This is a genomic window from Staphylococcus taiwanensis (assembly GCA_020544305.1).
GTDB classification, from domain to species: Bacteria; Bacillota; Bacilli; order Staphylococcales; family Staphylococcaceae; genus Staphylococcus; species Staphylococcus taiwanensis.
Window position 1 is genome coordinate 897,598 of sequence record CP058667.1, and the last position, 26,113, is coordinate 923,710.

General features: G+C 32.1%; 26 protein-coding genes. 22 read left to right on the plus strand and 4 right to left on the minus strand.

Annotated features, from left to right (window positions below; genetic code table 11):
• Window positions 1-90: 90 nt before the first annotated feature.
• The 6 genes from HYI43_04225 to HYI43_04250 all read left to right on the plus strand — a co-directional run bounded on the left by HYI43_04225 (window position 91) and on the right by HYI43_04250 (window position 5,288).
• Window positions 91-747 (plus strand): SDR family oxidoreductase, encoded by a 657-nt coding sequence (locus HYI43_04225; protein ID UDI77790.1) that lies wholly within the window; start codon window positions 91-93, stop codon window positions 745-747.
• A gap of 494 nt (window positions 748-1,241) precedes the next feature.
• On the plus strand, window positions 1,242-2,174 hold the full coding sequence (locus HYI43_04230) for a class I mannose-6-phosphate isomerase (GenBank protein ID UDI77791.1): 933 nt from the start codon (window positions 1,242-1,244) through the stop codon (window positions 2,172-2,174).
• Window positions 2,175-2,198: 24 nt separating this feature from the next.
• Window positions 2,199-2,429, plus strand: a complete 231-nt coding sequence (locus HYI43_04235) for a hypothetical protein (protein ID UDI77792.1) — start codon at window positions 2,199-2,201, stop codon at window positions 2,427-2,429.
• Window positions 2,430-2,690: 261 nt separating this feature from the next.
• On the plus strand, window positions 2,691-4,064 hold the full coding sequence (locus tag HYI43_04240) for an EVE domain-containing protein (protein UDI77793.1): 1,374 nt from the start codon (window positions 2,691-2,693) through the stop codon (window positions 4,062-4,064).
• A gap of 131 nt (window positions 4,065-4,195) precedes the next feature.
• Window positions 4,196-4,591: a DUF393 domain-containing protein gene (locus HYI43_04245; protein UDI77794.1), complete on the plus strand. Its 396-nt coding sequence runs from the start codon at window positions 4,196-4,198 to the stop codon at window positions 4,589-4,591.
• A gap of 253 nt (window positions 4,592-4,844) precedes the next feature.
• Window positions 4,845-5,288, plus strand: a complete 444-nt coding sequence (locus HYI43_04250) for a DNA starvation/stationary phase protection protein (GenBank protein UDI79266.1) — start codon at window positions 4,845-4,847, stop codon at window positions 5,286-5,288.
• Between the two features lie 238 nt (window positions 5,289-5,526).
• Here the strand turns inward: HYI43_04250 and deoD are convergent, their stop codons facing one another.
• Entirely contained in the window at window positions 5,527-6,237 is a 711-nt protein-coding gene (gene deoD / locus HYI43_04255) for a purine-nucleoside phosphorylase (protein UDI77795.1), read from the minus strand.
• A gap of 162 nt (window positions 6,238-6,399) precedes the next feature.
• On the opposite strand from deoD, the gene deoC reads away from it, so the two are divergent.
• Genes deoC through HYI43_04275 form a run of 4 tightly spaced genes read left to right on the plus strand, consistent with a single transcriptional unit; the run spans window position 6,400 to window position 9,973 of the window.
• The gene (gene deoC / locus HYI43_04260) at window positions 6,400-7,062 is read left to right on the plus strand and encodes a deoxyribose-phosphate aldolase (protein ID UDI77796.1); all 663 of its coding nucleotides are present in this window, start codon (window positions 6,400-6,402) and stop codon (window positions 7,060-7,062) included.
• Window positions 7,063-7,121: 59 nt separating this feature from the next.
• Window positions 7,122-8,423 carry a pyrimidine-nucleoside phosphorylase gene (locus tag HYI43_04265; protein UDI77797.1) on the plus strand — a complete coding sequence of 434 codons (1,302 nt, stop codon included), beginning with the start codon at window positions 7,122-7,124 and terminating at the stop codon, window positions 8,421-8,423.
• A 12-nt stretch (window positions 8,424-8,435) separates the two neighbouring features.
• Window positions 8,436-9,623, plus strand: coding sequence for a phosphopentomutase (gene deoB / locus HYI43_04270; protein UDI77798.1), 1,188 nt, complete (start codon window positions 8,436-8,438; stop codon window positions 9,621-9,623).
• Window positions 9,623-9,973 (plus strand): hypothetical protein, encoded by a 351-nt coding sequence (locus HYI43_04275; GenBank protein UDI77799.1) that lies wholly within the window; start codon window positions 9,623-9,625, stop codon window positions 9,971-9,973. Before deoB ends, HYI43_04275 begins: the two co-directional genes overlap by 1 nt.
• Before the next feature lie 82 nt (window positions 9,974-10,055).
• Here the strand turns inward: HYI43_04275 and HYI43_04280 are convergent, their stop codons facing one another.
• On the minus strand, window positions 10,056-10,526 hold the full coding sequence (locus tag HYI43_04280) for an S-ribosylhomocysteine lyase (GenBank protein ID UDI77800.1): 471 nt from the start codon (window positions 10,524-10,526) through the stop codon (window positions 10,056-10,058).
• Between the two features lie 280 nt (window positions 10,527-10,806).
• Here HYI43_04280 and HYI43_04285 point away from each other — a divergent pair, with 280 nt between their 5' ends.
• From HYI43_04285 to HYI43_04295, 3 genes are all read left to right on the plus strand, one after another.
• Window positions 10,807-11,982: a M20 family metallopeptidase gene (locus tag HYI43_04285; GenBank protein ID UDI77801.1), complete on the plus strand. Its 1,176-nt coding sequence runs from the start codon at window positions 10,807-10,809 to the stop codon at window positions 11,980-11,982.
• Window positions 11,983-11,987: 5 nt separating this feature from the next.
• Window positions 11,988-13,178 carry an ATP-grasp domain-containing protein gene (locus HYI43_04290; protein UDI77802.1) on the plus strand — a complete coding sequence of 397 codons (1,191 nt, stop codon included), beginning with the start codon at window positions 11,988-11,990 and terminating at the stop codon, window positions 13,176-13,178.
• 137 nt (window positions 13,179-13,315) lie between these two features.
• Window positions 13,316-13,981, plus strand: a complete 666-nt coding sequence (locus HYI43_04295; GenBank protein ID UDI77803.1) for a DUF2750 domain-containing protein — start codon at window positions 13,316-13,318, stop codon at window positions 13,979-13,981.
• A 173-nt stretch (window positions 13,982-14,154) separates the two neighbouring features.
• On the opposite strand, the gene coaW is transcribed toward HYI43_04295, so the two are convergent.
• On the minus strand, window positions 14,155-14,955 hold the full coding sequence (gene coaW / locus HYI43_04300) for a type II pantothenate kinase (GenBank protein ID UDI77804.1): 801 nt from the start codon (window positions 14,953-14,955) through the stop codon (window positions 14,155-14,157).
• Window positions 14,956-15,149: 194 nt separating this feature from the next.
• On the opposite strand from coaW, the gene HYI43_04305 reads away from it, so the two are divergent.
• The 3 genes from HYI43_04305 to HYI43_04315 all read left to right on the plus strand — a co-directional run bounded on the left by HYI43_04305 (window position 15,150) and on the right by HYI43_04315 (window position 18,467).
• A complete protein-coding gene (locus HYI43_04305) occupies window positions 15,150-16,010 on the plus strand; it encodes a GNAT family N-acetyltransferase (protein ID UDI77805.1) in 861 nt (286 codons plus the stop codon).
• A 114-nt stretch (window positions 16,011-16,124) separates the two neighbouring features.
• Window positions 16,125-16,661, plus strand: coding sequence for a DNA-directed RNA polymerase subunit delta (locus HYI43_04310; GenBank protein ID UDI77806.1), 537 nt, complete (start codon window positions 16,125-16,127; stop codon window positions 16,659-16,661).
• Between the two features lie 198 nt (window positions 16,662-16,859).
• The gene (locus tag HYI43_04315) at window positions 16,860-18,467 is read left to right on the plus strand and encodes a CTP synthase (protein UDI77807.1); all 1,608 of its coding nucleotides are present in this window, start codon (window positions 16,860-16,862) and stop codon (window positions 18,465-18,467) included.
• Between the two features lie 85 nt (window positions 18,468-18,552).
• Here the strand turns inward: HYI43_04315 and HYI43_04320 are convergent, their stop codons facing one another.
• Complete coding sequence (locus tag HYI43_04320) at window positions 18,553-19,074, minus strand: DUF2529 domain-containing protein (GenBank protein UDI77808.1); 522 nt, start codon at window positions 19,072-19,074, stop codon at window positions 18,553-18,555.
• 205 nt (window positions 19,075-19,279) lie between these two features.
• On the opposite strand from HYI43_04320, the gene HYI43_04325 reads away from it, so the two are divergent.
• From HYI43_04325 to HYI43_04350, 6 genes are all read left to right on the plus strand, one after another.
• On the plus strand, window positions 19,280-20,137 hold the full coding sequence (locus tag HYI43_04325; protein UDI77809.1) for a fructose-bisphosphate aldolase: 858 nt from the start codon (window positions 19,280-19,282) through the stop codon (window positions 20,135-20,137).
• 306 nt (window positions 20,138-20,443) lie between these two features.
• Window positions 20,444-21,715, plus strand: coding sequence for a UDP-N-acetylglucosamine 1-carboxyvinyltransferase (locus HYI43_04330; protein UDI77810.1), 1,272 nt, complete (start codon window positions 20,444-20,446; stop codon window positions 21,713-21,715).
• Window positions 21,716-21,977: 262 nt separating this feature from the next.
• On the plus strand, window positions 21,978-22,310 hold the full coding sequence (locus tag HYI43_04335) for a helix-turn-helix transcriptional regulator (protein UDI77811.1): 333 nt from the start codon (window positions 21,978-21,980) through the stop codon (window positions 22,308-22,310).
• Window positions 22,311-22,483: 173 nt separating this feature from the next.
• Window positions 22,484-23,911, plus strand: coding sequence for an aldehyde dehydrogenase family protein (locus HYI43_04340; protein UDI77812.1), 1,428 nt, complete (start codon window positions 22,484-22,486; stop codon window positions 23,909-23,911).
• Between the two features lie 270 nt (window positions 23,912-24,181).
• Entirely contained in the window at window positions 24,182-25,498 is a 1,317-nt protein-coding gene (gene rho, locus HYI43_04345) for a transcription termination factor Rho (GenBank protein ID UDI77813.1), read from the plus strand.
• Window positions 25,499-25,615: 117 nt separating this feature from the next.
• Window positions 25,616-25,876 carry a type B 50S ribosomal protein L31 gene (locus HYI43_04350; GenBank protein UDI77814.1) on the plus strand — a complete coding sequence of 87 codons (261 nt, stop codon included), beginning with the start codon at window positions 25,616-25,618 and terminating at the stop codon, window positions 25,874-25,876.
• The last annotated feature ends 237 nt before the right edge of the window (window positions 25,877-26,113 follow it).

Here is a 26,113-nt window from a genome sequence, read left to right on the forward strand (position 1 = left end):
CAACTTAATGTCAAAATGCATACAAGTTTGACCACAATATGCAAGTGGTATGATATTTAAAGGATAACTTATAAAGGAGGACGACAAGTTATGAGTATTTTGGTTATAGGAGCTAACGGTGGCGTAGGTGCCAAGCTAGTTAGCCAATTAAAAAATGATAACGTAGATTTTACTGCAGGAGTTAGAAAAGAGGAACAAGTCAATGCTTTAAAAGAACAAAATGTAAACGCAATTCTAATAGATATAGAAAAAGACAGTATTGAGGACTTAACTGATAAATTTAAAGCATTTGATAAAGTAGTATTCTCTGTAGGCTCAGGAGGCAGTACTGGTGCGGATAAAACAATTATCGTAGACTTAGACGGTGCGGTTAAAACTATGGAAGCTAGTAAAAATGCTGATGTGAAACATTATGTAATGGTCTCTACTTATGATTCAAGACGTGAAGCGTTTGATAGAAGCGGTGACTTAAAACCATATACAATTGCGAAACACTATGCCGATAATCATTTAAGAGCATCAGGTTTAACTTATACCATTGTACATCCTGGTGGATTAGAGGATAAAACTGGTACAGGCAAAATTGAAGCTGATCTTTACTTTGATGGTAGAGGTACCATTCCGAGAGAAGATGTTGCGTCAGTTTTAAGAGAAATAGTAACTTCAGATAATAAATTTTTAAATAAAGAATTTCAAATCATAACTGGTGATAAAACTATTCAAGAAGCACTTTCTTCATATGAATAAGTTGGTTTAACATTTTATATAGAGTATTAAATGAGTATGAGGCATAAATAATATTATGAGGTTACACTGCAAATTCACAGTAGCTGACTGAATTGAGAAAGTACTTATATTAAGCTTTACTCAACTTTAGTCACCCTTGTACAGGCGGGCCAACGTAGAAAATCTTTAAAAGAGATTTTACAAGCAAAGCAAGTTGGAGTGGGACAATGAATTCAAGATGAATTTCGTCCCACTCCTATATTATGCAAATCCATTCTATTAAATAAGTAACAAAATTGATATAATATGAACATGAGCGTAATCAATAATAACTTTCTATTGATGTATGCTATTAAAAGTATGAATACGCAAAGCCTAGTACAAACTTCATAGGTGATTAGACGATTATTTTTAAATAATATGGGTCATAATGCTATACATAATAAAGTTTAAATATTAGTGTGAACTTTAAAGATAGATAATAAAGCCACAATTGGTTTTAAGGGGGTGTAACTATGCCATTATTTTTAAAGCCTATTTTCCATGAAAAAATATGGGGCGGTAAGCAATTAACTGAATTTAATTATGACCTCCCAAGTGAACATATAGGAGAATGTTGGGGAATTTCAGCACATCCAAACGGTCAAAGTATCATTTTGAATGGTCCTTATAATGGCCTAACATTAAATCAAGTGTGGGCAGAGCATAGAGAACTTTTTGGAGACTTTCCCAGTAAAGATTTTCCATTATTATGTAAAATCGTAGATGCAAAGGAATCACCATCAGTCCATGTTCATCCTGACGATTCGTATGCTTATGAATTCGAAAATGGTCAATATGGTAAATCAGAATGTTGGTATATTATTAGTGCTAAAGAAGATGCTGAAATTATCGTTGGCACAACTGCTGACTCTAAAGAAGAATTAAGAAAAGAAATTGAACAAGGAAATATACTTGAAACATTAAAGACAGTTAAAGTTCAATCTGGAGAATTTTACTTTATTCCTGCAGGAACAATTCATTCAATAGGTGAAGGTGTAATGGTTTATGAAACGATGCAATCATCAGATATTTCATATAGACTTTTTGATTATAATCGTCAACGTACTGATGCTCAATCACTTGATATTGAAAAAGCACTCGACGTTACACAATTTACTGCCGAATTGCCGAATATAGTTCCTGAAAATGAAATTATCGAAAATCATAAATGTAGCCATATTGTTTCTAATGACTTTTTTACAATGGTCAAATGGGAAATCAATGGTACATTAAATTATATGAAACCTAGAGAGTTTTGTCTTGTTTCTGTTATTGATGGAGATGGACAAATTATTATTGATGGTGAAATATTTAAAATTCAAAAAGGTTCAAATTTTATTTTGACTTCTGAAGATTTAGATAGTGTATTTGAAGGTGAGTTTAACTTAATAATAAGTTACATATAATATTTTTCTAAAGGCGTGTGTCATTTGAAACAATTCTTATATATTTCTTTAGTTTGTGGTGTTGTAGCAGGCGCAGGTATTTTCTTTGATTTTCCTCATTATCCTTCGCTTATACTACCTAGATTAGTATCTATCATAGGTATTATTAGTACAGTAATTACAATTAAAGATAAAGAAATTAGTGGATTACTGAAATTAGGCGGAATGATGATTAATATAATGCCCTTATTAGGTAGTTTACTCATTTCAAAATAATATAATTAGGGCAACTATTTGTAATGAAAGTGTATTAAGACTTTTTACAAATAGTTGTTTTTTTCGGACAAAATACAACTATCGAAAATAAAATTTGAGCAAAAAGCTATGGTAAATTATGATAAAATAGTAAAAAAACAAAAGATAATTCAATTATAGTATGTTACTATTTATGGCATAACTTTAGTGTGAAAGAGAATAAAAATTCTAGCATATATACATATATTAAGTAAATGAGACTTATATTAAAGGAGATACACTATGACAGAAGAAGTAAATTACTTTTGGTTAAATTGTGGTTTTACAAGATGGAATCATAACGAACCATTAGTAGGACAAACAACTTTATTTGAATCTGGCGCACAGTTTAATCCCACGCAAGGTTTTAGAGCTTTTAAAAAAGCTAAGACTGGGGATCAAGTTATTTTTTATCAAGTTCAAACTGACACTGGTTTATTAGGAATTGGTGAAATTATTAGCGTCCAAACTGGAGCACAAAGTAAAATTCGAGTAGAGTTTCAATTTAATGAAGTGTTAAAACCTTTAACAACAGACTATTTAAAACGTAGTGAAACTTTAGATTTTCGTATGAACAATATGCGTGAAACATTGATAAATCAACTTACTCAAGAAGAGTTTGAATTAATTGTTGCTCTAGGTAAAGGTGAAGAGAAATTACCACGCTACTTTTTCTTATCTGAGACAGAAGATTTTGAAGCAGGAGAACATTATACGATTTATACGCATACTTATAATGGTATTAAACGTAACGGCTATCATTTTTATAATCAATTAGAAGTTGGCGATAATCTGATATTCTATAATAAAAATAAAGAACAATCTGTTGTGGGTATTGGAGAAGTTTCGAGACATATTCATGAAAAGCCACCAATACCAGGTCGTACTAATAGCACAGCAATTGAAATTTACTATGAGAAGGATATTACACCTGTGACCTTAGGAGCATTAAATAAGCATCCTAAGTTAAAGAATTTGTATTTTTTACAAGAAAATGCGAAACAAGCGATTGCTAGCATGAATCAAACTCAATATGATGCCATTATTGATATGAGTATGAATGATGGCATCAAAACACCATTTGAAACAATCAAAAAGCCTGAATTAGAATCAGTTGAAAATGAAAATACATTAAAACCTTTTATATTATTAGTCGTTGATAAAAAAGAAGAAGGTTTAAAAGCGGCAAATAATCTATTACAAAAAACGAATGCAAATCCTGTAATCACTGGTGGACATCCAGATTTTAGTGAAGATATGTTATATGGTAAATATTTACCTAATGAAGCTGGCGCACTGTATTATCGTGAAGGCTTTATTACGCAATTAATGCCAAAAAATGATAAAAGTTATTTAGTCATTGATAATTTTAATAAAATAGATCCAGATATTTTCCAAACTTACATTAACGTTTTAGAAGGGTATGAAGTGACGTTACCTCGATATAATAAAGAAGGAAACATGGTGAAATGGTCTCGTGATAAAGATTCATTTTATCATTTTAATCCTAATTGGCATATCATTGGTGTCACTTATGATCGCCTCGAAAATATCAAAACTAAATACTCAGAACAATTTTTAAAATATACAAGAATTGTTAAAGTGAAACACGATTAAGCAAAGCGCAATCAATATTGATATCCTTGCGGGAGTAGGACAATGAATTATTGTCCTACTTCCGCTTTTTTGTTTAGAAAAGAAAATACTAAGGAATACTATATATATGACCACAAGGAAGGTGAAGTATTATGCCAATAATTTATTATGATGGTAATTGCGTTTATTGCTATAACTATTGTATATGGCTTATTCAACATGGATTACCTAAAAATTATGAGTTTGCAACATTAAAAAGTGATACTGGTAAACATTTATTTGAACAACATCCAGAAGCTAAAAATAGAAATAGTGTGATTTTGCAACAAGGTCATCATTTAGAGTATAAATCTAATGCTATTGCAACTTTAATTATGACAACAAGTAATTATAAATGGTTAGGTTTACTACTTAAATGTATACCTCGACCAATTAGAGATTTAGGATATAACTTATTTGCTAATAATCGTAATAGAATGTGGAAAACACATTGGCACCAACCCAATGCATATGAAAAATCATTTTTTATTAATGATAAACGAGGGTAATTGATAAAATTAATCGATTAATTGATAATTGTATGTTTTATAATTGATAATTATGATGATTTATTGATAAAATTAATGGGCGTAAAAAGTATTTTTAAGCAAAATAAAAGCATTTTTAAAGGTTAAAAGGGTATCTCATTAATTGTAATAATTACAAATAAAAACTCGCTTCTCTCTTTACAGATTATAATTATTATAATATAATGATGTATGTAATAGAGAGAAAACACTTTTGAAAATAAAAGGAGAGAATATAATGAGTCAACAAGACGTAGTAAAAGAATTAAACCAACAAGTTGCAAACTGGACAGTAGCATTCACAAAATTACACAATTTCCATTGGTATGTTAAAGGACCTAACTTCTTCTCTTTACATGAGAAATTTGAAGAATTGTATAATGAAGCTAGCCAATATGTAGATGATTTAGCAGAACGTATTTTAGCTATCGGTGGTAATCCTGTAGGTACATTGAAAGAAAGTTTAGACATCTCTATTGTAGATGAAGCGGGTAAAAATTATACAGCTGAACAAATGGTTGAAGCTTTCTCTAAAGACTTAACTAACATTTCAGAACAATTAGCTAAAGCAATTGAAGTAGCTGGAGAAGCTGGAGACGATGTATCAGAAGATATGTTTATTGGAATGAAAAATTCAATTGATAAACACAATTGGATGTTTAAATCTTATTTAGTATAAGATAGTTTCATTTAAAATCATGTTTAATTTTAATAAGGTGACGGTTTCTATTAAGTAGATAGAAATCGTCATTTTTATTAGTTGCTTTTATTAGAAAATCATTTTTTACTATTAAAAGACTAAAACATAAGTAACTTTAAAAGTTGAAAAGCTAGGATGTATTTGAGTTTAGATACATCCTAGCTTATTAATTTTATAAATACAGTAAATTGTTTTACTTATTTTGAGTCAAAAGAGATTATTCAGCAATTTCTAAGGCAATTTCCATCATTTGAGTGAATGAGTTTTGACGTTCTTCTGCTGTTGTAGCTTCGTCTCTTAAAATATGGTCACTAACAGTGAAAATGCCCAATGCTTTTTTGCCAGCATTAATAGCATTTAAGTATAAACCTGCTGATTCCATTTCAATACCTAAAATTCCCATTTTTTTCCAATTGTCATTGAACGTTGCATCAGCATTATAGAATGTATCTGAAGATAATACGTTACCTACATGACTTACTGCTCCAATTTTATCAGCAATATTTTTAGCTTTAGTAATGAGTTCAAAGTCAGCGATTGGGGCAAAGTGGCCAGGAATATTAAATTGGTCTACATAATTAGAGTTAGTAGATGCTGCTTGAGCAATAATAACATCATACAAGTTAACATTCTCTTGTAATGCACCACATGAACCAACACGGATAATTGTGTCTACATCAAAGAAATTATAAAGCTCATATGAATAAATACCAATACTTGGAATTCCCATACCAGAGCCCATTACTGAAATTTCTTTGCCTTTATATGTACCAGTATAACCAAACATATTACGTACTTCGTTAAATTGTTCAACATTTTCTAAAAAATTATCAGCAATATATTTTGCACGTAAAGGGTCGCCAGGCATTAAAACTGTTTTTGCAATTTTTGTTCCATTAGGTTGAATGTGAGGTGTGCCATTTGTCATTAATATCTTCTCCTTAACATGATTATTAAGATTAAGATAACATTTGTTTAACTTTTTTGCGAATTTTTGTACTATATAAATGAAGGACTATAGTATTAATCAATTTAATTCATACAAAATAATAGAATGAAATTTTACAACAACTTAATGGAGGTAACTCATATGAATTATGCGAAATACATTGATCATACATTATTAAAACCTGAATCAACACGTCAACAAATTGATCAAATTATCCAAGAGGCTAAAGAATATAACTTTAAATCTATCTGTGTTAGTCCAACACATGTGAAATATGCTGCTGATAAATTAAAAGATTCGGATGTATTAGTTTGTACAGTAATAGGTTTTCCTCTAGGAGCAACTACGACAGCGTCTAAAATTTTTGAAACAGAAGATGCCATTAAAAATGGGGCATCAGAAATCGATATGGTCATTAATATCGGTGCCCTCAAAGATGGCAGATTTGAAGATGTGCAAAAAGATATCGAAGGTGTTGTAGGTGCAGCAAATGGTAAAACAGTTAAAGTAATTATTGAAACTGTATTATTAACTGATGACGAAAAAGTAAAAGCGAGTGAATTAGCTAAAGTAGCTGGTGCTAATTTCGTTAAAACGTCTACAGGTTTTGCTGGTGGAGGAGCGACTCCAGAAGATGTTAAATTGATGAAAGAAACGGTTGGGGATGATTTAGAAGTTAAAGCATCTGGGAGCGTACGCAATCTTGAAGACTTCAATAAGATGATTGATGCAGGTGCAACTCGAATTGGTGCAAGTGCTGGAGTGCAAATTATTCAAGGTTTAGAATCGAATTCTGATTATTAATTAATAGGACAATAACAACTTAAAGATATAACAGCTTATTTGAAAGGGGGTTCAGAATTATGAGAATGGTAGATATTATTGAAAAGAAACGTGATGGCAAAGCATTAACGACGAAGGAAATTGAATTCTTTATCAATGGTTATACAAATGGGGATATACCTGATTACCAGGCATCAAGTTTAGCAATGGCTATTTTCTTCCAAGATATGAATGAAGAAGAACGTGCGGCTTTAACAATGGCAATGGTTAATTCAGGTGACGTTATTGATTTGTCACAAATTAATGGTATCAAAGTAGACAAACATTCAACTGGAGGTGTAGGTGATACTACGACATTAGTGTTGGCACCTTTAGTTGCAGCCGTCGGTGTGCCAGTAGCTAAAATGAGCGGTCGTGGCTTAGGACATACTGGCGGAACAATTGATAAATTAGAATCAATTAAAGGATTTCATGTTGAGATTTCTGAAGCGGATTTTGTGAAATTAGTTAATAAGAATCAAGTAGCGGTTATAGGCCAATCAGGCAATTTAACACCAGCTGATAAAAAATTATATGCATTGAGAGATGTTACCGGCACAGTTAACTCTATACCATTAATTGCTTCTTCTATAATGAGTAAAAAGATTGCAGCAGGTGCGGATGCAATTGTATTAGATGTTAAAACTGGTAATGGTGCATTTATGAAGACTTTAGAAGACGCGGAAAGTTTAGCACACGCAATGGTAAGTATTGGAAATAATGTAGGAAGAAATACTATGGCTATTATTTCTGATATGAGTCAACCGCTTGGTCGTGCGATCGGTAATGCTCTAGAATTAAAAGAAGCGATTGATACATTAAATGGAGAAGGGCCAGAAGATTTAACTGAACTCGTTTTAACGCTAGGTTCGCAAATGGTAGTATTGGCTAACAAAGCAACATCATTAGATGAAGCACGTGAACGATTATTAAATGCTATCAGTGATGGTTCGGCCATCGCGAAGTTTAAGACATTTTTACAGAATCAAGGTGGCGATGCATCAGTAGTTGATCATCCTGAAAATTTACCAACTGCACAATATCAAATTGATTATAAAGCTAAATCAAGTGGTGTTGTAGCAGAATTAATTGCTAATGAAATAGGCGTAGCATCAATGATGTTAGGCGCAGGTCGTCAAACTAAAGAAGATAAAATTGATTTGAGCGTTGGACTTGTCTTAAATAAAAAAGTTGGTGATTCTGTTGAAGAGGGCGAATCTTTATTAACAATTCATAGTAATCGCGAAGATGTGGAAGATGTTATTAAGAAACTTGATGAAAGTATTTCTATTAAACAACAAGCAGAAACACCAACATTAATTCATAAAATTATTACAGAGTAGGAGTGTATTAGTATGACTACACCATTTAAAAGAGTACATTTAATTGTAATGGACTCAGTAGGTATTGGAGAAGGACCTGATGCAGCAGCTTTTAACGATGAAGGATCACATACTCTAAAACATACATTAGAAGGATTTCAACAAAAATTACCTAATTTAGAAAAACTTGGTCTGGGAAATATTGAGGATTTGCCAGTTGTTAATCATGTTGAACAACCTGGTGCTTTTTATACAAAATTAAGCGAAGCTTCAGTTGGAAAAGATACGATGACGGGACATTGGGAAATTATGGGTTTAAATATTATGCAACCATTCAAAGTATATCCCAATGGCTTTCCAGATGATTTAATTCAACAAATTGAAGAAATGACTGGCCGAAAAGTTGTCGCAAATAAACCTGCATCAGGTACTGCAATTATCGATGAATTAGGCGAACATCAAATGCAAACTGGCGATTTAATTGTATATACAAGTGCGGATCCAGTTTTACAAATTGCAGCTCATGAAGATATCATTCCTTTAGAAGAGTTATATGACATTTGTGAGAAGGTTCGTGAATTAACGAAAGATCCAAAATATTTAATCGGTCGTGTCATCGCACGTCCATATGTTGGTGAACCAGGAAACTTTACACGTACATCTAATCGCCATGACTATGCTTTAAAACCATTTGGTAAAACGGTTATGAATACTTTAAAAGACAATGGTTATGATGTTATTGCAATTGGAAAAATAAATGATATTTATGATGGCGAGGGTGTTACTGAAGCCATTCGTACTAAGAATAATATGGATGGTATGGACCAATTAATTAATGTTGTGAAAAAAGACTTCACTGGATTGAGTTTCTTAAATTTAGTGGACTTTGATGCATTGTATGGTCATCGTCGTGATAAAGCTGGTTATGCCCAAGCAATTAAAGACTTTGATGAAAGATTACCTGAATTATTTGAGAATCTTCATGAAGACGATTTAGTTATTATTACAGCGGACCACGGTAATGATCCAATTGCTGATGGTACTGATCACACACGTGAATATATTCCAGTGTTAATGTTTAGTCCGAAGGTGACTGACTATCATGAACTATCAGGTGATACGACATTTAGTTCAATTGGTGCTACAATTGCAGATAACTTTAACGTTGAATTACCTGAATTCGGTAAGAGTTATTTAAAAGAAATGGGAGTTGAGCATTAATGAAAGTATTTCGTTATTTATTAGGTTTAGGATTTGGCACAGCAGGTGTACTTCATTTTACAAATGAACGCCAATTTAGAAATATTGTTCCAGAATACTTGCCTTTAAGAAAAACAGCTGTATTAGTTACAGGTGTCTTTGAAATATTCTTTGGCATTATGCTACTAGTAAAAAGACCTGCTGAATGGTTGAAAAAAGGTATGAATCTCTTTTTACTAGCTGTTTTACCAGCTAATGTTTATATGGCACGTAAAGAGCTGCCATTAGGTGATAAACAAGTACCTAAATGGGCTCTATATTTAAGATTACCAATGCAATTTGTACTAATCGGTATGATTAAAAAATTATAATAGCAATAACAAAACCACCGCTTCTTAAGTAAATAAGAAAAGGTGGTTATTTATGTTATATATCCCAATTATTTTAGCGAAATTATTTACCTTCGCCAAAGACATCATTCCATTGGTTACGTTTGTCTAAGAATGCTTGAGCAATTTCTTTTGCACCTTCAAGAGAGTGACTTGCCGCCCAACCACATTGTACTTCGTTACAAGCTGGTACTTCAGTAGCATCTAAGACATCGTTTAAAGTTTTTTCAATAATGTCTAAAACGTCCTCATAATCATCATGATTAATAAATGATACATAAAAGCCAGTTTGACAACCCATAGGACTTAAATCAACGACTTTATCAGTATGATTTCTAATATTTTCAGCCATTAAATGTTCTAATGAATGTAAGCCAGGCATTTCCATATGTTCTTTATTCGGTTGTTTAAATCGAATATCATATTTTTTGATTACATCGCCGTTTAATCCTTCCATAGTACCTGCTAAACGCACGAATGGTGCGACAACTTTAGTGTGATCTAAATTGAAACTTTCAACGTTCATTTTAGTCATTGCAATTCCTCCTATAAGCTATTGTTCATTGCTATGTTAATAGTTTGATTGTAACAATAGTATTACTCGTTTACAATTTTTTGAAAATAAAACGTGAAAAGCTAACGTAAATTGTAACTCATTATTATTGTGAGAAAATTTTGTAAATATAACTTAATTTGATGACAATAGTAATTAAATCCGATAAAATAGGTAATAATTAATTTGAAGAGTAGCGAGTATATTATTAATATTTGGCTTAAAATAGACAAATTCAAGCACATAAGGGAGTTATGATTTTATGAGTAATAAACAAGAAATTTTAGATTATATAGAAAATAGAAAATATGATTATGTTGAAATTAGTCATCGAATACATGAACGCCCTGAATTAGGCAACGAAGAAATTTTTGCATCTCGAATTTTAATAGATAAATTAAAAGAAAATGACTTTGAAATTGAGACTGATATTGCAGGTCATGCTACAGGTTTTATTGCTACTTATGACTCAGGTAAAGAAGGACCAACTATTGGATATTTAGCAGAATATGATGCCTTACCAGGATTAGGTCATGCATGCGGTCATAACATTATAGGTACGTCTAGTGTTTTAGCAGGTTCCGCATTAAAACAAGTTGCAGATAACGCTGGAGGCAAAGTTGTTGTTTTAGGCTGTCCAGCTGAAGAGGGCGGGGAGAATGGTAGTGCTAAAGCATCATATGTTAAAGCAGGTGTCATTGATGATATTGATATTGCGTTGATGATTCATCCTGGTAATGAAACTTATCCAACCATTGATACATTGGCAGTGGATGTATTAGATATTAAATTTTACGGTAAGAGTGCTCATGCCTCTGAAAATGCTGACGAAGCATTGAATGCGCTAGATGCTATGATTTCATATTTCAATGGTGTAGCTCAACTTCGACAACATATTAAAAAAAGTCAACGTGTACATGGTGTTATTCTTGATGGAGGTAAAGCAGCAAATATTATTCCAGATTATACACATGCGAGATTTTATACACGTGCTACGACACGTAAAGAGTTAGATGTTCTAACTGAGAAAGTTAGCCAAATTGCGAAAGGTGCTGCAATACAAACAGGTTGTGATTATGAGTTCGGTCCCATTCAAAATGGCGTGAATGAATTTATTAAAACGCCTAAGTTAGATGAATTATTTGAAAAGTACGCGGTTGAAATGGGAGAAGAAGTCAGTCATGATGATTTTGGTTTCGGTTCAACAGATACGGGGAATGTCAGTCATATAGTTCCTACTATACATCCCCATGTGAAGATTGGATCAAGAAATTTAGTTGGTCATACGCATCGTTTTAGAGAAGCGGCTGCTAGTGTGCATGGTGATCAAGCATTGATTCGCGGTGCAAAGATTATTGCATTAATGGGATTAGAATTAATTGAAAATAAGGGATTGTTTGATGAAATTACTCAGCAGCACTCTCAAGTAAAGGGGTAGTCAAAATGACTGGAAGTAATAAAGGTCCAATGCTAACTTTAAGTGACTTGTATAATGAAAACGTAGTTTATAATTCAAGACCATCATATGTGTCTAACCCTTGGTTAAAGCCAGAAGAACATCAGTCCAATTTCTTAACTGGACGTGAAATGATTATTTCTAATAAAATGCCTATGATTGTGCATGAAGCAAGTGTAACAGAAAAATTACAACAGTTATTTGATTTTGTAGGTAAAAAGATACCAACTAATATTTATAAATTTCACAATCAAGAAACATATGAACAGGTTTTAAATCATATTGTACATGAAGAAGGAAAACAAATTTACTTTCAATATATTCACAGTGAAGACGTAATAACTGATGATTGTTATGCGGTTAATAAAGACGTTTTCGTTGCTTTAAATAATAAAGCACGTATACCGGAATGGACGAATCATAAATACTTACCAGATCGTGAAATTGTTTCCATCAATGATTTTAAAGCACGTATTCAAGAATGGTCTTTTCCGTTTGTTATTAAGCCTGGCGATGATTTACCAACAGCGGGCGGGTATGGCGTTATGATTTGTTATAACGAAGAAGATTTAGAAAAAGCCACGAAACGCATACTTGAAGCAAGTGATGCAACTGATAATTTAATTATTGAACAAAAAATTGAAGCGGTTAAAAATTACTGTGTGCAGTATGCTTATTCTAAAGATATTGGGATTACTTATTTAGGTACAGCGCATCAAATTACAGATAAATATGGATTTTATGCAGGTAATGAGAACGTTCATGATGTTCCACAAAATGTTATTGATGCCGGAAAAGAAATTATGGAACAAGGCGTTAAACTAGGTTTCATTGGTGTAGCAGGCTTTGATTTACTTTTAGATAAACATGGTGATGTTTTCGCAATAGATTTAAACTTTAGACAAAATGGTTCTACAAGTATGTTGTTACTACAAAATGAATTGAATTCAAATTATCAAAAATTTTATAGTTATTTTTCTAATGGTGATAACGAGCACTTCTTTAATACAATCGTTAAATATATTAAAAAAGGAGTGTTATATCCTTTATCTTATTATAATGGTGATTGGTATGGTAAAAATGAAGTAAAATCTCGATTTGGATGCATTTGGCACGCTAACTCAAAAGAAGAAGTAGAACAATTTGAAAAAGCATTTATCGCTGAGCTTGACGCTTAAAAGTAAAATTAAATATATACGTACTAAGGTGAAATATGTCGATATCTTAGTACGTTTTTTTATTGAGATGTGTTTGACTACTATGATTTATTCATTTAATATTTTACACGTAAATTTAAGTAGAATGGAGGCTCATTATGCCATATAAAGAGGAATCGTACTTCAAAGACGTTTTGATTAATGAAGTCTTTTATGTAGCTAATAAAAATAAAAAACTAGTTAGACTAGATTCAGAAGGTAGATCTTTGGTGGGTGTATGGACGCAAAATGGACAAGCTGAAGATTATTTAAAGAATGCTTCAATCAGCTATGATAAAGTTTTGAAGATTGATATCGATTCTTTTGTAACTTATGAGTTGGATGATTTATTTGATGAAGATGATCAAGTGATGATTAATCAAAGTACAGAGAATCCAGGGCAAATTGTTAATGTTGTAGCAATGACTGATGAATTAATGTCTCAGCTTGATAAGATACGCATTAAAGAATTTGTTAAAGACGTTACGAGTGAGAATCAAGTTTTTGGCTTATCCCATGAAAATGAAGATAATTTTATTTTAATAAGTGATGATGAACGCCAGAAACCAAATATTATGCCAGTTTGGAGTTTGAAAAAAAGAGCAACAAAAGTGCGTGATCAAGATTTTGAAGAATGTAAATTAATTGAAATTGAAAGTAGCGTATTTAGCGATTGGTTAGATAAATTAAGAGACAATGATCAAGCAGTTGCTATTGATTTAAAACCAGGTGTTGTCGGTACAGTGATTTCAGCACAAAAATTATCAGATGAGTTAACACTTTAATTAAGTTATTTAATTAATTATTATGTTTTACTGTCTTAATTTGTTATTAAATATACGACATATAACTTAAATTAAAGTAATGATATTTTTTGATAATTGATTATTTATAATTATGAAAAAGTCCTTCGTAAATCTACTTAGATTATATACGAAGGATTTTATTATGGGGTTTTTTAATTTAAATAAATTGCGCCTAATGCACCAGAAAAGGCACCATTTTCAATATAATAGGGTTTAAAACCTCTTAAAACAGTATAATCTTCGATAACTTCTCGCAATAATTTATTATTGTTAAATGAAGAGCCGATGTAAACCACATTGTCTGTTTTATTTTCACGAGCAACAGTGATAGCCATAGTAGTAATAACTTCACCAACGATACCTACAACTGAAGCTAATTTGTTAGCAGCTGAAAAGTCAACATTTAAATTATGAAGTACATTGCCGAAGTTTGCAGCAGTTAATTCTCCTGGAATAGGAGGTTCGGTATCTTTATATATATGCTTGACCTTGAGGTCGATGGTATCTCTGTCTCCAGTTTGAGCTAAATTAGTTAATTCTTCGTAATTGGAAACTTGTGTTAACAAGAAACCAAGTCCTTGAATCATCCCACCACCAGTACCGATACCACCTACGCGGTGTTGTTGTTTACCGTCAAAGTAATGTAATGATGTGCCAGTACCTACATTAGCAAAAATATACTCATCAATGTCATGACCTTGTTCTTTCAAAAGAATGCCTAAACCTTTAGATGAAGCATCAAATTCTACATAAATTTGTGCTGTAGTATTAAGATTTTCAGCAATTACACCTGCATTTCCTCCAGTCAAACTAATTGATTCAAATGAATTCTCATTTAACCATGAAATGACTTTAGCGATTTCTGTGGTTAATTCAGTATGATAAGTACGCTTGTTACCTGATTCTTGTACTATCTTTATTAAAGTTCCCCCGGCATCAATACCGACTTTCATTCTCGTTCACCTCGTGATTTGATATGTCATACTAATAGTAAAGGAAATTCATTGAATTACAATAGCATAATTTTAAAAAAATAAGAAAATTATTGTGTGAAAAGATGTTTAAAGATGGATTATATTTTGATAAGTGTAAAAAAACAATTATAATATGAGATAAATAATTAAAATGAGCATAGGGGATATCGTTTATGACTTTAAAAAGGAAATTTGAAAATATTACAATTCAAGAATTTGAAGAACAGTATCGACAAGACATATTAAACTTTGAATTAAGTGAACGTCAGCAAATTTATTCATCATTACCAAAATCAGTTATTGAAGATGCATTACAAGATGACAATCGAATTGCTAATATCGCGATTAATGAAGAAGGCGATGTTGTAGGATTTTTTGTATTACATCAATATTATCAGCATGAAGGTTATGATACGCCAGAAAACGTCGTTTATGTGAGATCGCTATCTATTAACGAAAAATTTCAAGGTAATGGTTATGGAACAACAATGATGATGTATTTACCTCAATATGTTCAAGATCTTTTCCCAGATTTTAACCATTTGTATCTAGTAGTAGATGCTGAGAATCAAGGGGCTTGGAATGTTTATGAGCGTGCTGGATTTATGCATACAGCTACTAAAGAAGAGGGACTCATTGGTAAAGAAAGATTATATTATTTAGATTTAGATTCTAAACATGTTTCTTCACTCCGTTTAGTTGAAAATGAAGCATCTAGTATTTCATCATACGATATTGTAGATCTATTAAAAGATAGTGAAAAAGTTGGCTTTATAGCCCTTGAACAAAAAAAAGAACGTATAAATATTGTTGCTATTGAAGTAAATAAAGATAGACGACAAGAAGGTATTGCTGAGAGCGCATTAAGACAAATTCCTACATATGTACGTAAACATTTTAAACAAGCAAAGACTTTAGCGATTACGTTGTTTGGAGAGAATAATGAATTAAAACCTTTATGTGTGAATAGCGGATTTGTCGAAATAGCACAATCTGATGAAGTCGTGATTTTTGAAAAATATGTCAATTACTAGAAGAATAGGAATTGCGAAATCATGTATTGTCATTTATAATTTAGTTTTGTTACTATTAATTAATAAAATCTAACGATAAATTAATAAAATCCTTTGAAAGGAAGTTTAGCTATAATGAAAATCCAAGATTATACTAAAGAAATGGTTGATGAAAAATCATTTATCGATATGGCATACACTTTATTACACGATAAAGGTACTACAATGAATTTATACGATATTATTGATGAGTTCAGAAGCCTAGGTGATTATGAATTTGAAGAAATCGAAAATCGTGTTGTCCAATTCTACACTGATTTAAATACTGACGGTCGTTTTTTAAATGTTGGAGAGAACCAATGGGGATTAAGAGACTGGTATTCAGTTGATGATATTGAAGAAAAAATTGCACCTACAATTCAAAAATTCGATATTCTTGATGACGAAGACGAAGAAGATAAAAATCTTAAATTATTAGGTGACGATGAAATGGATGACGATGATGACATCCCAGCTCAAACCGATGATCAAGAAACTTTGGATGATCCTGAAGATGAACAAGTTGAAGATGAAATTAATGGTTCAGACTTAGTTATCGAAGAAGATGAAGATGATGACCTCGCTGAAGAAGAGGAAGAAGAGTTTGAAGACGAAGAAGATTTCAACGATTAAATTTTAGTTTTGATTGACTTTTAGTAAAAAGATGATAGAATTTTATTCGGGCTCCTTTAAATAGGACACGTGTATAAATCTTATACGCTCCCCTTACATATTTGTGAGAGGGAGCGATTTTTTTATTTTTGTAAACTTTATTATTTAAAATAAATATGAAATAAGGAAGCATCCCTTTATAAATTAGGAGGTCAGGAAATGACAAAATTTATTTTTGTAACAGGTGGCGTAGTTTCATCTTTAGGTAAAGGTATCACAGCCGCTTCTCTAGGAAGATTGTTAAAAGATAGAGGTCTAAAAGTAACAATTCAAAAATTCGATCCATATTTAAACGTTGATCCAGGAACAATGAGTCCATATCAACACGGAGAAGTGTTTGTTACAGATGATGGTGCTGAAACTGACTTAGACTTAGGACACTATGAACGCTTCATCGACATTAATTTAAATAAATATTCTAATGTTACTGCTGGTAAAGTATATTCACACGTATTAAAGAAAGAACGTCGTGGTGATTATTTAGGCGGAACAGTTCAAGTCATTCCCCATATCACAAATGAAATTAAAGAACGCTTATTATTAGCAGGCGAAAGTACCAATGCAGATGTTGTGATTACTGAAATTGGTGGTACAACAGGAGATATTGAATCACTTCCATTCATTGAAGCTATCCGTCAAATCAGAAGTGATTTAGGTCGTGAAAATGTAATGTATGTACATTGTACATTATTGCCATACATAAAAGCGGCAGGAGAAATGAAAACTAAACCAACACAACATAGTGTTAAAGAATTACGTGGTTTAGGTATTCAACCAGATTTAATTGTAGTACGTACTGAGTATGAGATGACACAAGACTTAAAAGATAAAATTGCATTATTCTGCGATATCAATAAAGAGAGTGTTATCGAGTGTAGAGATGCATCATCATTATATGAAATTCCTTTACAATTAAGCGCTCAAGACATGGATGATATTGTTATTAAACGTCTAGACTTAGATGCCAAATATGATACGCAATTAGATGAATGGCAATATTTATTAGATACAGTTAATTCTTTAGATGGAACTATTACAATCGGTTTAGTAGGTAAATATGTAAGCTTACAAGATGCTTATTTATCTGTAGTGGAATCTTTAAAACATGCCGGCTATCCTCTTAAAAAAGATGTTGTAGTTAAATGGATTGATTCTGGTGAAGTTACAAATGAAAACGTTGCAGACTATTTGAAAGATGTTGATGGTGTATTAGTACCTGGTGGCTTTGGTTTCAGAGCAAGTGAAGGTAAAATTGCAGCAATCAAATATGCACGTGAAAATAATGTGCCGTACTTTGGTATCTGTTTAGGTATGCAATTGGCTACAGTAGAATATGCACGTAACGTATTAGGTTTAGAAGGTGCACATTCTGCGGAACTTGATCCTAACACGCCTTATCCAGTCATTGACCTACTTCCTGAACAAAAAGATATTGAAGACTTAGGTGGTACATTACGTTTAGGACTATATCCTTGCACAATCAAAGAGGGTACATTGGCACATCGTATTTATGACACTTCAGATATTGAAGAAAGACATCGCCATCGTTATGAATTTAATAATGCGTTTAGAGAACAATTAGAAGCTAGCGGAATGGTGTTCTCTGGAACTAGTCCAGACGGACGTTTGGTTGAAATGGTAGAAATTCCTGAAAATGATTTCTACGTAGCTTGTCAATTCCATCCAGAATTCTTATCAAGACCAAATAGACCTCAACCTATTTTTAGAGCTTTTGTTGAAGCAGCATATAAACATCAAAATAAATAATCTATCAATACAAATTAACCCTTTGATTACTAAATAAAAGTATCAAAGGGTTAATTATTTATAAAATAGAATTAAAATATTAAGGTTATAATTCTAAGTCTCTAGTCATTTCAATCATTTGCGTATAGATTTCATAATAGATGTAATTAAATGCTATTGTGTGAGGTTGTACGATTTTATCATAATCTTCTGTATAAACAATTGGTCTTGGCGTAGAAAGATTAATGAAATGCATAAATTGTTCTGGGAAATCTTCTGTTTTAGGATGATTACAAATTAAAACAAAATCAATATCATTCTCAATTAAATGTTCGACATCATTAGCAACATCTTCTGTATAAAATGGTGAGAATAATAAAACGCGGTCTGTTGAATCAATTTCATCAAAAGAATCTAGAGATGATAATAATTTACTTGATTTTAGACTTTCTTTACTTTCAATAATGAATGATTCAAAAAATTTTAAATCATCATAACCTTGAATAAATACATAACCTTCGCCGCCAATGGCTTGTATTAAACACTGAGCTGCCATTTGAATATCCAAAGCTTGATCTTCTAATCGATTAAATATACCAGTTAATTGTGTATGTAATATTTTAGACATGTTGATCCTCCATTCCATAAGTATTGTAATGAAACCATCCATTTAATGCAATTCACTCACGCACAGTAATAAAGTACAGTTTATCAAGAAATTTTATTATATTTAAAGTTTTACATTAATTGAGCATGTATTAACATGCATTTAAAAATATTTTCTGATATAATGATTTTAAAAATTGTGCTCTTGCACACAAGGAGGAACTTTCATGCCATTAGTTTCAATGAAAGAAATGTTAATCGATGCGAAAGAAAATGGTTATGCGGTTGGTCAATACAACTTAAATAACTTAGAATTTACACAAGCAATTTTAGAAGCTTCTCAAGAAGAGAACGCTCCAGTTATCTTAGGTGTATCAGAAGGTGCTGCACGTTATATGAGCGGTTTCTATACAGTTGTTAAAATGGTTGAAGGTTTAATGCATGATTTAAATATCACTGTACCAGTAGCAATTCACTTAGACCATGGTTCAAGTTTTGACAAATGTAAAGAAGCGATTGATGCTGGTTTCACTTCAGTAATGATCGATGCTTCTCATAGTCCATTTGAAGAAAATATTGAAATCACTTCTAAAGTAGTAGAATATGCACATCAACATGGTGTATCAGTTGAAGCTGAATTAGGTACTGTTGGTGGCCAAGAAGATGACGTTGTTGGTGGCATCATCTACGCTGATCCTAAGGAATGTCAAGAATTAGTTGAAAGAACTGGTATTGATACTTTAGCTCCAGCATTAGGTTCAGTTCACGGACCATACAAAGGTGAACCTAAATTAGGATTTAAAGAAATGGAAGAAATTGGTGCATCAACTGGTTTACCATTAGTTCTACACGGTGGTACTGGTATCCCTACTAAAGACATTCAAAAAGCAATTCCTTATGGTACTGCTAAAATTAACGTAAATACTGAAAATCAAATTGCTTCTGCTAAAGCAGTAAGAGAAGTATTAAACAATGATCAAGATGTTTATGATCCACGTAAATACTTAGGACCTGCTCGTGAAGCAATTAAAGAAACAGTTAAAGGTAAAATTAGAGAGTTCGGTACTTCTAACCGCGCTAAATAATTTAATTTTAAAAAGTAGAATGCTTTCTATTTTAGAGTTGAGATGATGATATATGATCTCAACTCTTTTTTTCTTTTTTGCCAGTTTTATCTCCCAAGAATTCTTTAATTAATAATTTTACAAAAATGTTTTATAATACGTATATACATAAAACTTTTTTAGTTTTTATAGTAATAATTAACTGAATTTAGAAAATTAAGTTTATCTTTAACGATAGATTATTAACGTTTTACAAATAAAGATTAAATAAATTATAATGCTACTAATGTATAATTTTAAAAAATGAGAAACAAAGGAGAAAAGCTTATGACTCAAGAGGTAATTAAAATCCGTGGAGGTCAATCTTTAAACGGCGAAGTCACGATTAGTGGTGCTAAAAATAGTGCTGTAGCTATTATCCCAGCAACTTTATTAGCTGAAGGGCAAGTAAAGTTAGACGGATTACCACAAATTTCTGACGTTGAAACGCTTGTTAGTTTATTACAAGATTTAAACATTAAGACAAATTTGAATGGTAAACAATTAGAGGTAGATACTACAGATATACAAAACGCACCACTTCCAAATAATAAAGTGGAATCTCTACGTGCCTCTTATTATATGATGGGGGCTATGCTAGGTCGTTTCAAAAAATGTGTTATCGGATTACCTGGTGGTTGCCCGTTAGGACCACGTCCAATTGATCAACATATTAAAGGATTTAAAGCTTTAGGCGCTGAAATTGATGAGTCTAGTGATACATCAATGAAGATTGAAGCAAAAGAATTACACGGTGCAAATATCTTCCTAGATATGGTCAGTGTTGGCGCTACAATTAATATTATGTTAGCTGCAGTTCATGCAACTGGTCAAACTATTATTGAAAATGCAGCCAAAGAACCAGAAGTTGTAGACGTTGCAAATTTCTTGAATAGCCTTGGTGCAGATGTTAAAGGTGCAGGAACAAGTACACTAAAAATAAATGGTGTTGATCACCTTCATGGTTCTGAGTATCAAATTATACCCGATCGTATTGAAGCGGGAACGTATATGTGTATCGCAGCAGCAGTGGGTGAAGAAATAACTATTAATAATATTGTACCTAAACATGTTGAAGCACTTACTGTGAAGCTAAAAGAATTGGGTGTGGATATTAATATAGATGCGGATGCTGAGAGAGCTATAATCAAACGTAAACCATCATATAAAAACGTAGACATTAAAACATTAGTCTATCCAGGGTTTGCGACTGATTTACAACAACCCATCACACCTTTATTATTTATGGCTGATGGTCCATCTTTCGTTACTGAAACGATATATCCTGCACGATTTAGACATGTTGACGAATTGAAAAATATGGGTGCCGATATCGAAGCGGACATGACAACTGGTACAGCTACGATAAAACCTTCCACTTTAGCTGGTGCAGAAGTTTATGCAAGTGATTTACGTGCTGGAGCATGTTTAATCATCGCTGGCTTACTCGCTGAGGGTGTTACAACGATTTATAATGTAAAACATATTTATAGAGGATATACTGATATTGTTAAGCATTTGAAAGAATTAGGTGCAGATATTTGGACAGATCAAATCTAATCTATTGATGGCTTATTTATGTGGAAATTTTGACGAAATAGTTTCTTAGTTCAACTATTTTTAAGGATAGTTAGATTTATATCAGACCCTTGATTTAAAGTGTTTGTCTTGAGTCACTCATATCTGGTATACTAATTATATTAGATACTAAAATTAGTATTTGACTTGTGAATAAAGTTAAATCTACTAGTTTGCATCACTTATAAGTGTGCAATTAATAGTACCTACAATGTTTAAGAAGTTTTGAATAGAGGTGAAGACAATGGAAATATGTCCATATCTTGAAGAAACCTTTAAAATTGTTGGTAGAAGTTGGAACGGTTTAATCATAAATTATCTATCTCGATGCACTGATTATACTGCGCACTTTTCCGATATGAAAAGGGATTTGAAGACAATTACCCCACGTGCATTAAGTATTAAACTAACTGATCTAGGCGAATGGGGTTTAGTTGAGAAAAAAGTGGTTTCAACAAGCCCAGTTTCAATCATTTATGAATTAACTGATAAAGGTAAAGCATTGGCAGAAGCTTTAAAACCTATAGAAGAATGGGCTAGAAGTTACGTAACACTTGAAGAAGAAGTTAAATCTTAATGATATAAAAAGAGTTTTGTGCTTATTATGTATATTAAATTGCTATTTGCAATATTGATTACAAGCAAATAAGTGCAAAACTCTTTTGTTTTGTTGACGTAACATGATATGTTTAATCCTCGAAACAAAAAGGTAAATATATGACATAATGATTCTTAAGGAGTGAAGCATTGATGAGAAATTATACTCAACAATATATAAATGGCGAATGGATTGATAGTGAAAGTAATGAAACAATTGATGTAATCAATCCTGCAACTGAAGAAGTTATCGGTAAAGTAGCCAAAGGTAACGAAAAAGATGTAGACAAAGCGGTAGAAGCTGCTAATGACGTATATTTAGAATTTCGCCATAGCTCAGTTAAAGAAAGAAAAGAATTGTTAGATAAAATCGTAGAAGAATATAAAAATAGAAAACAAGATATTGTTGAAGCAATTACAGATGAATTAGGTGCCCCACTAACAATTTCTGAAAATGTTCATTATCAAATGGGCCTAAATCATTTCCAAGAAGCAAGTAGAGCACTTGATACATTTGAATTCGATGAACGTCGTGGAGATGCTTTAGTTACTAAAGAAGCAATTGGTGTCGCTGGTTTAGTTACACCATGGAACTTCCCAACTAACCAAACATCACTTAAACTTGCAGCTGCATTTGCAGCAGGTAGCCCAGTGGTACTTAAACCATCTGAAGAAACACCATTTGCTGCAGTTATTCTTGCAGAAATTTTTGACAAAGTTGGTGTACCTAAAGGTGTATTCAATTTAGTTAATGGTGATGGTGAAGGTGTAGGTAATCCATTAAGTGAACACCCTAAAGTAAGAATGATGTCATTTACTGGTTCTGGACGCACTGGTTCTAAGATTATGGAAAAAGCATCAAAAGACTTTAAAAAAGTATCACTAGAATTAGGTGGTAAATCACCATACATCGTGTTAGATGACGTGGATGTTAAAGAAGCAGCTAAAGCTACTACTGGTAAGGTAGTTAATAATACTGGTCAAGTTTGTACGGCTGGTACACGTATTTTAATTCCAGAAAGTAAAAAAGAAGAATTTTTAACTGCTTTAAAAGAAGAATTTAGCAACGTTAAAGTTGGTGATCCACGTGAAGAAGGTACACAAGTGGGACCAATTATTAGTAAAAAACAATTTGATACTGTTCAATCATATATTGATAAAGGTATCGAAGAAGGTGCTGAATTATTCTACGGTGGCCCTGGTAAGCCAGAAGGTTTAGACACTGGCTATTTCGCAAGACCAACCATCTTTATTAATGTCGATAATGATATGACTATCGCACAAGAAGAGATTTTCGGACCAGTTGCATCAGTAATCACATATAATGATTTAGATGAAGCGATTCAAATTGCGAATGACACTAAATATGGCTTAGCTGGTTATGTGATTGGTAAAGATAAAGAAACACTTCAAAAAGTAGCGCGTTCAATTGAAGCTGGTCGAATTGAAATTAATGAAGCAGGTAATAAACCTGATTTACCATTTGGTGGTTATAAACAATCTGGTATTGGTCGTGAATGGGGCGATTACGGAATTGAAGAATTCTTAGAAGTTAAATCTATCGCAGGCTATTTTCTTTAAATAATAAATTAATATATTACAGCATTAATAACAGTACATGAAACTTTATTAGTTCCATGTGCTGTTTTATTTTACGGAATTTAATAAAATCATTTTGTATTTAAAATGAAAATTTGCTATATTAATTCTAGTATTTATGACTTAAGATATTCGAAAAATTGAGAAGTTTATTATGGCGTTTGGCATTTTTAATATTGAAAACATGCTTAAATATCATATTTTACAATTAGAATTAAGTCTTTATAAAAATATAAGAAATGGGTGCAGTTTATGCCTGAAAAAGAACGTACATCTCCACAATATGAATCGTTTCATGAGTTATATAAGAACTACACAACAAAGGAATTAACACAAAAAGCAAAATCATTAAAGTTAACAAATTACAGTAAATTGAATAAAAGCGAACTAGTTTTAGCCATCATGGAAGCTCAAATGGAAAAAGATGGCAATTACTATATGGAAGGCGTCTTAGATGATATTCAACCTGATGGTTATGGATTCTTGAGAACAGTCAATTATTCAAAAGGTGAAAAAGATATTTATATTTCAGCAAGTCAAATACGACGTTTTGAAATTAAACGTGGTGACAAAGTTACTGGTAAAGTCCGTAAACCTAAAGATAATGAAAAATATTATGGTTTACTACAAGTAGATTTTGTAAATGATGAGAATGCTGAAGTAGTTAAAAAACGACCTCACTTCCAAGCTTTAACACCTCTTTATCCTGAGGAAAGAATTATTTTAGAAACGGATCCCCAAAATTATTCAACACGTATTATGGATTTAGTTACTCCTATTGGTTTAGGCCAACGTGGATTAATTGTTGCTCCTCCAAAAGCCGGTAAAACTTCACTACTTAAAGAAATTGCGAATGCGATTAGTACTAATAAACCTGATGCTAAATTGTTTATATTATTAGTAGGTGAACGTCCGGAAGAGGTAACTGATATTGAGCGATCAGTTGAATCTGCTGAAGTAGTACATTCAACATTTGATGAGCCCCCTCAACACCATGTTAAAGTAGCTGAATTATTACTTGAAAGAGCTAAGCGTCTAGTTGAAATTGGACAAGATGTTATTATTCTAATGGACTCTATTACGCGTTTAGCACGTGCATATAACCTTGTTATTCCTCCAAGCGGTAGAACATTATCAGGTGGTTTAGATCCAGCATCATTACATAAACCTAAAGCATTCTTTGGTGCTGCACGTAATATTGAGGCAGGAGGAAGTTTAACAATATTAGCGACTGCTTTAGTTGAAACTGGCTCTAGAATGGATGATATGATTTACGAAGAATTTAAAGGTACTGGCAATATGGAACTTCATCTAGATCGTAAGTTATCTGAACGTCGTATTTTCCCTGCGATTGATATCGGTAGAAGTTCAACACGTAAAGAAGAATTGCTAATTAGTAAATCAGAACTCGAATCTTTATGGCAACTTAGAAATATGTTTACAGACTCAACTGATTTTACTGAAAGATTTATTAGAAAATTAAAACGCTCACAGAATAATAAAGAATTTTTCCAACAGTTACAAAAAGCAGCTGAAGAAAGCACAAAAACTGGTAAACCTATAATTTAACGAATGTTACTTTGAGGGTTGCGTTTTGAAGTAATAGCTATTATAATTATCAAGTATTGGGTAAAAACTCACAAATAACTCTGTTCCAGATGGTTCAGGGCAAAGGAGCTGAAAATAATGAGACAAGGAATCCATCCTGATTACCACAAAGTTATCTTTTTAGATACAACAACTGACTTTAAATTCTTAAGTGGTTCAACAAAAACATCTTCAGAAACTATGGAATGGGAAGATGGTAACGAATACCCAGTTATTCGTTTAGATATTTCTTCTGATTCACATCCATTCTACACTGGACGTCAAAAATTCGCTGCGGCGGATGGTCGTGTGGAACGTTTCAACAAAAAGTTTGGTCTCAAATCAAACAACAACAACTAATTGTAAGTTTAAACTGTCTGCCTAATCTATTTTATATAGAGTTAAGTAGACAGTTTTTTTGATTTTTATGTTAGTTTAATAAGAAATGAATTTTAAGCTTGCTAAGTGTAACTTAAGGAATTGTCATTGATAGGTCGGTTTCTATCGCTCTATGATGCTTAATTAGTGAGAATTAAAACGATGATTATCATCTTTGTTTTTCGCAATTTCAGTTCCTTTATCATATATATAGTAATT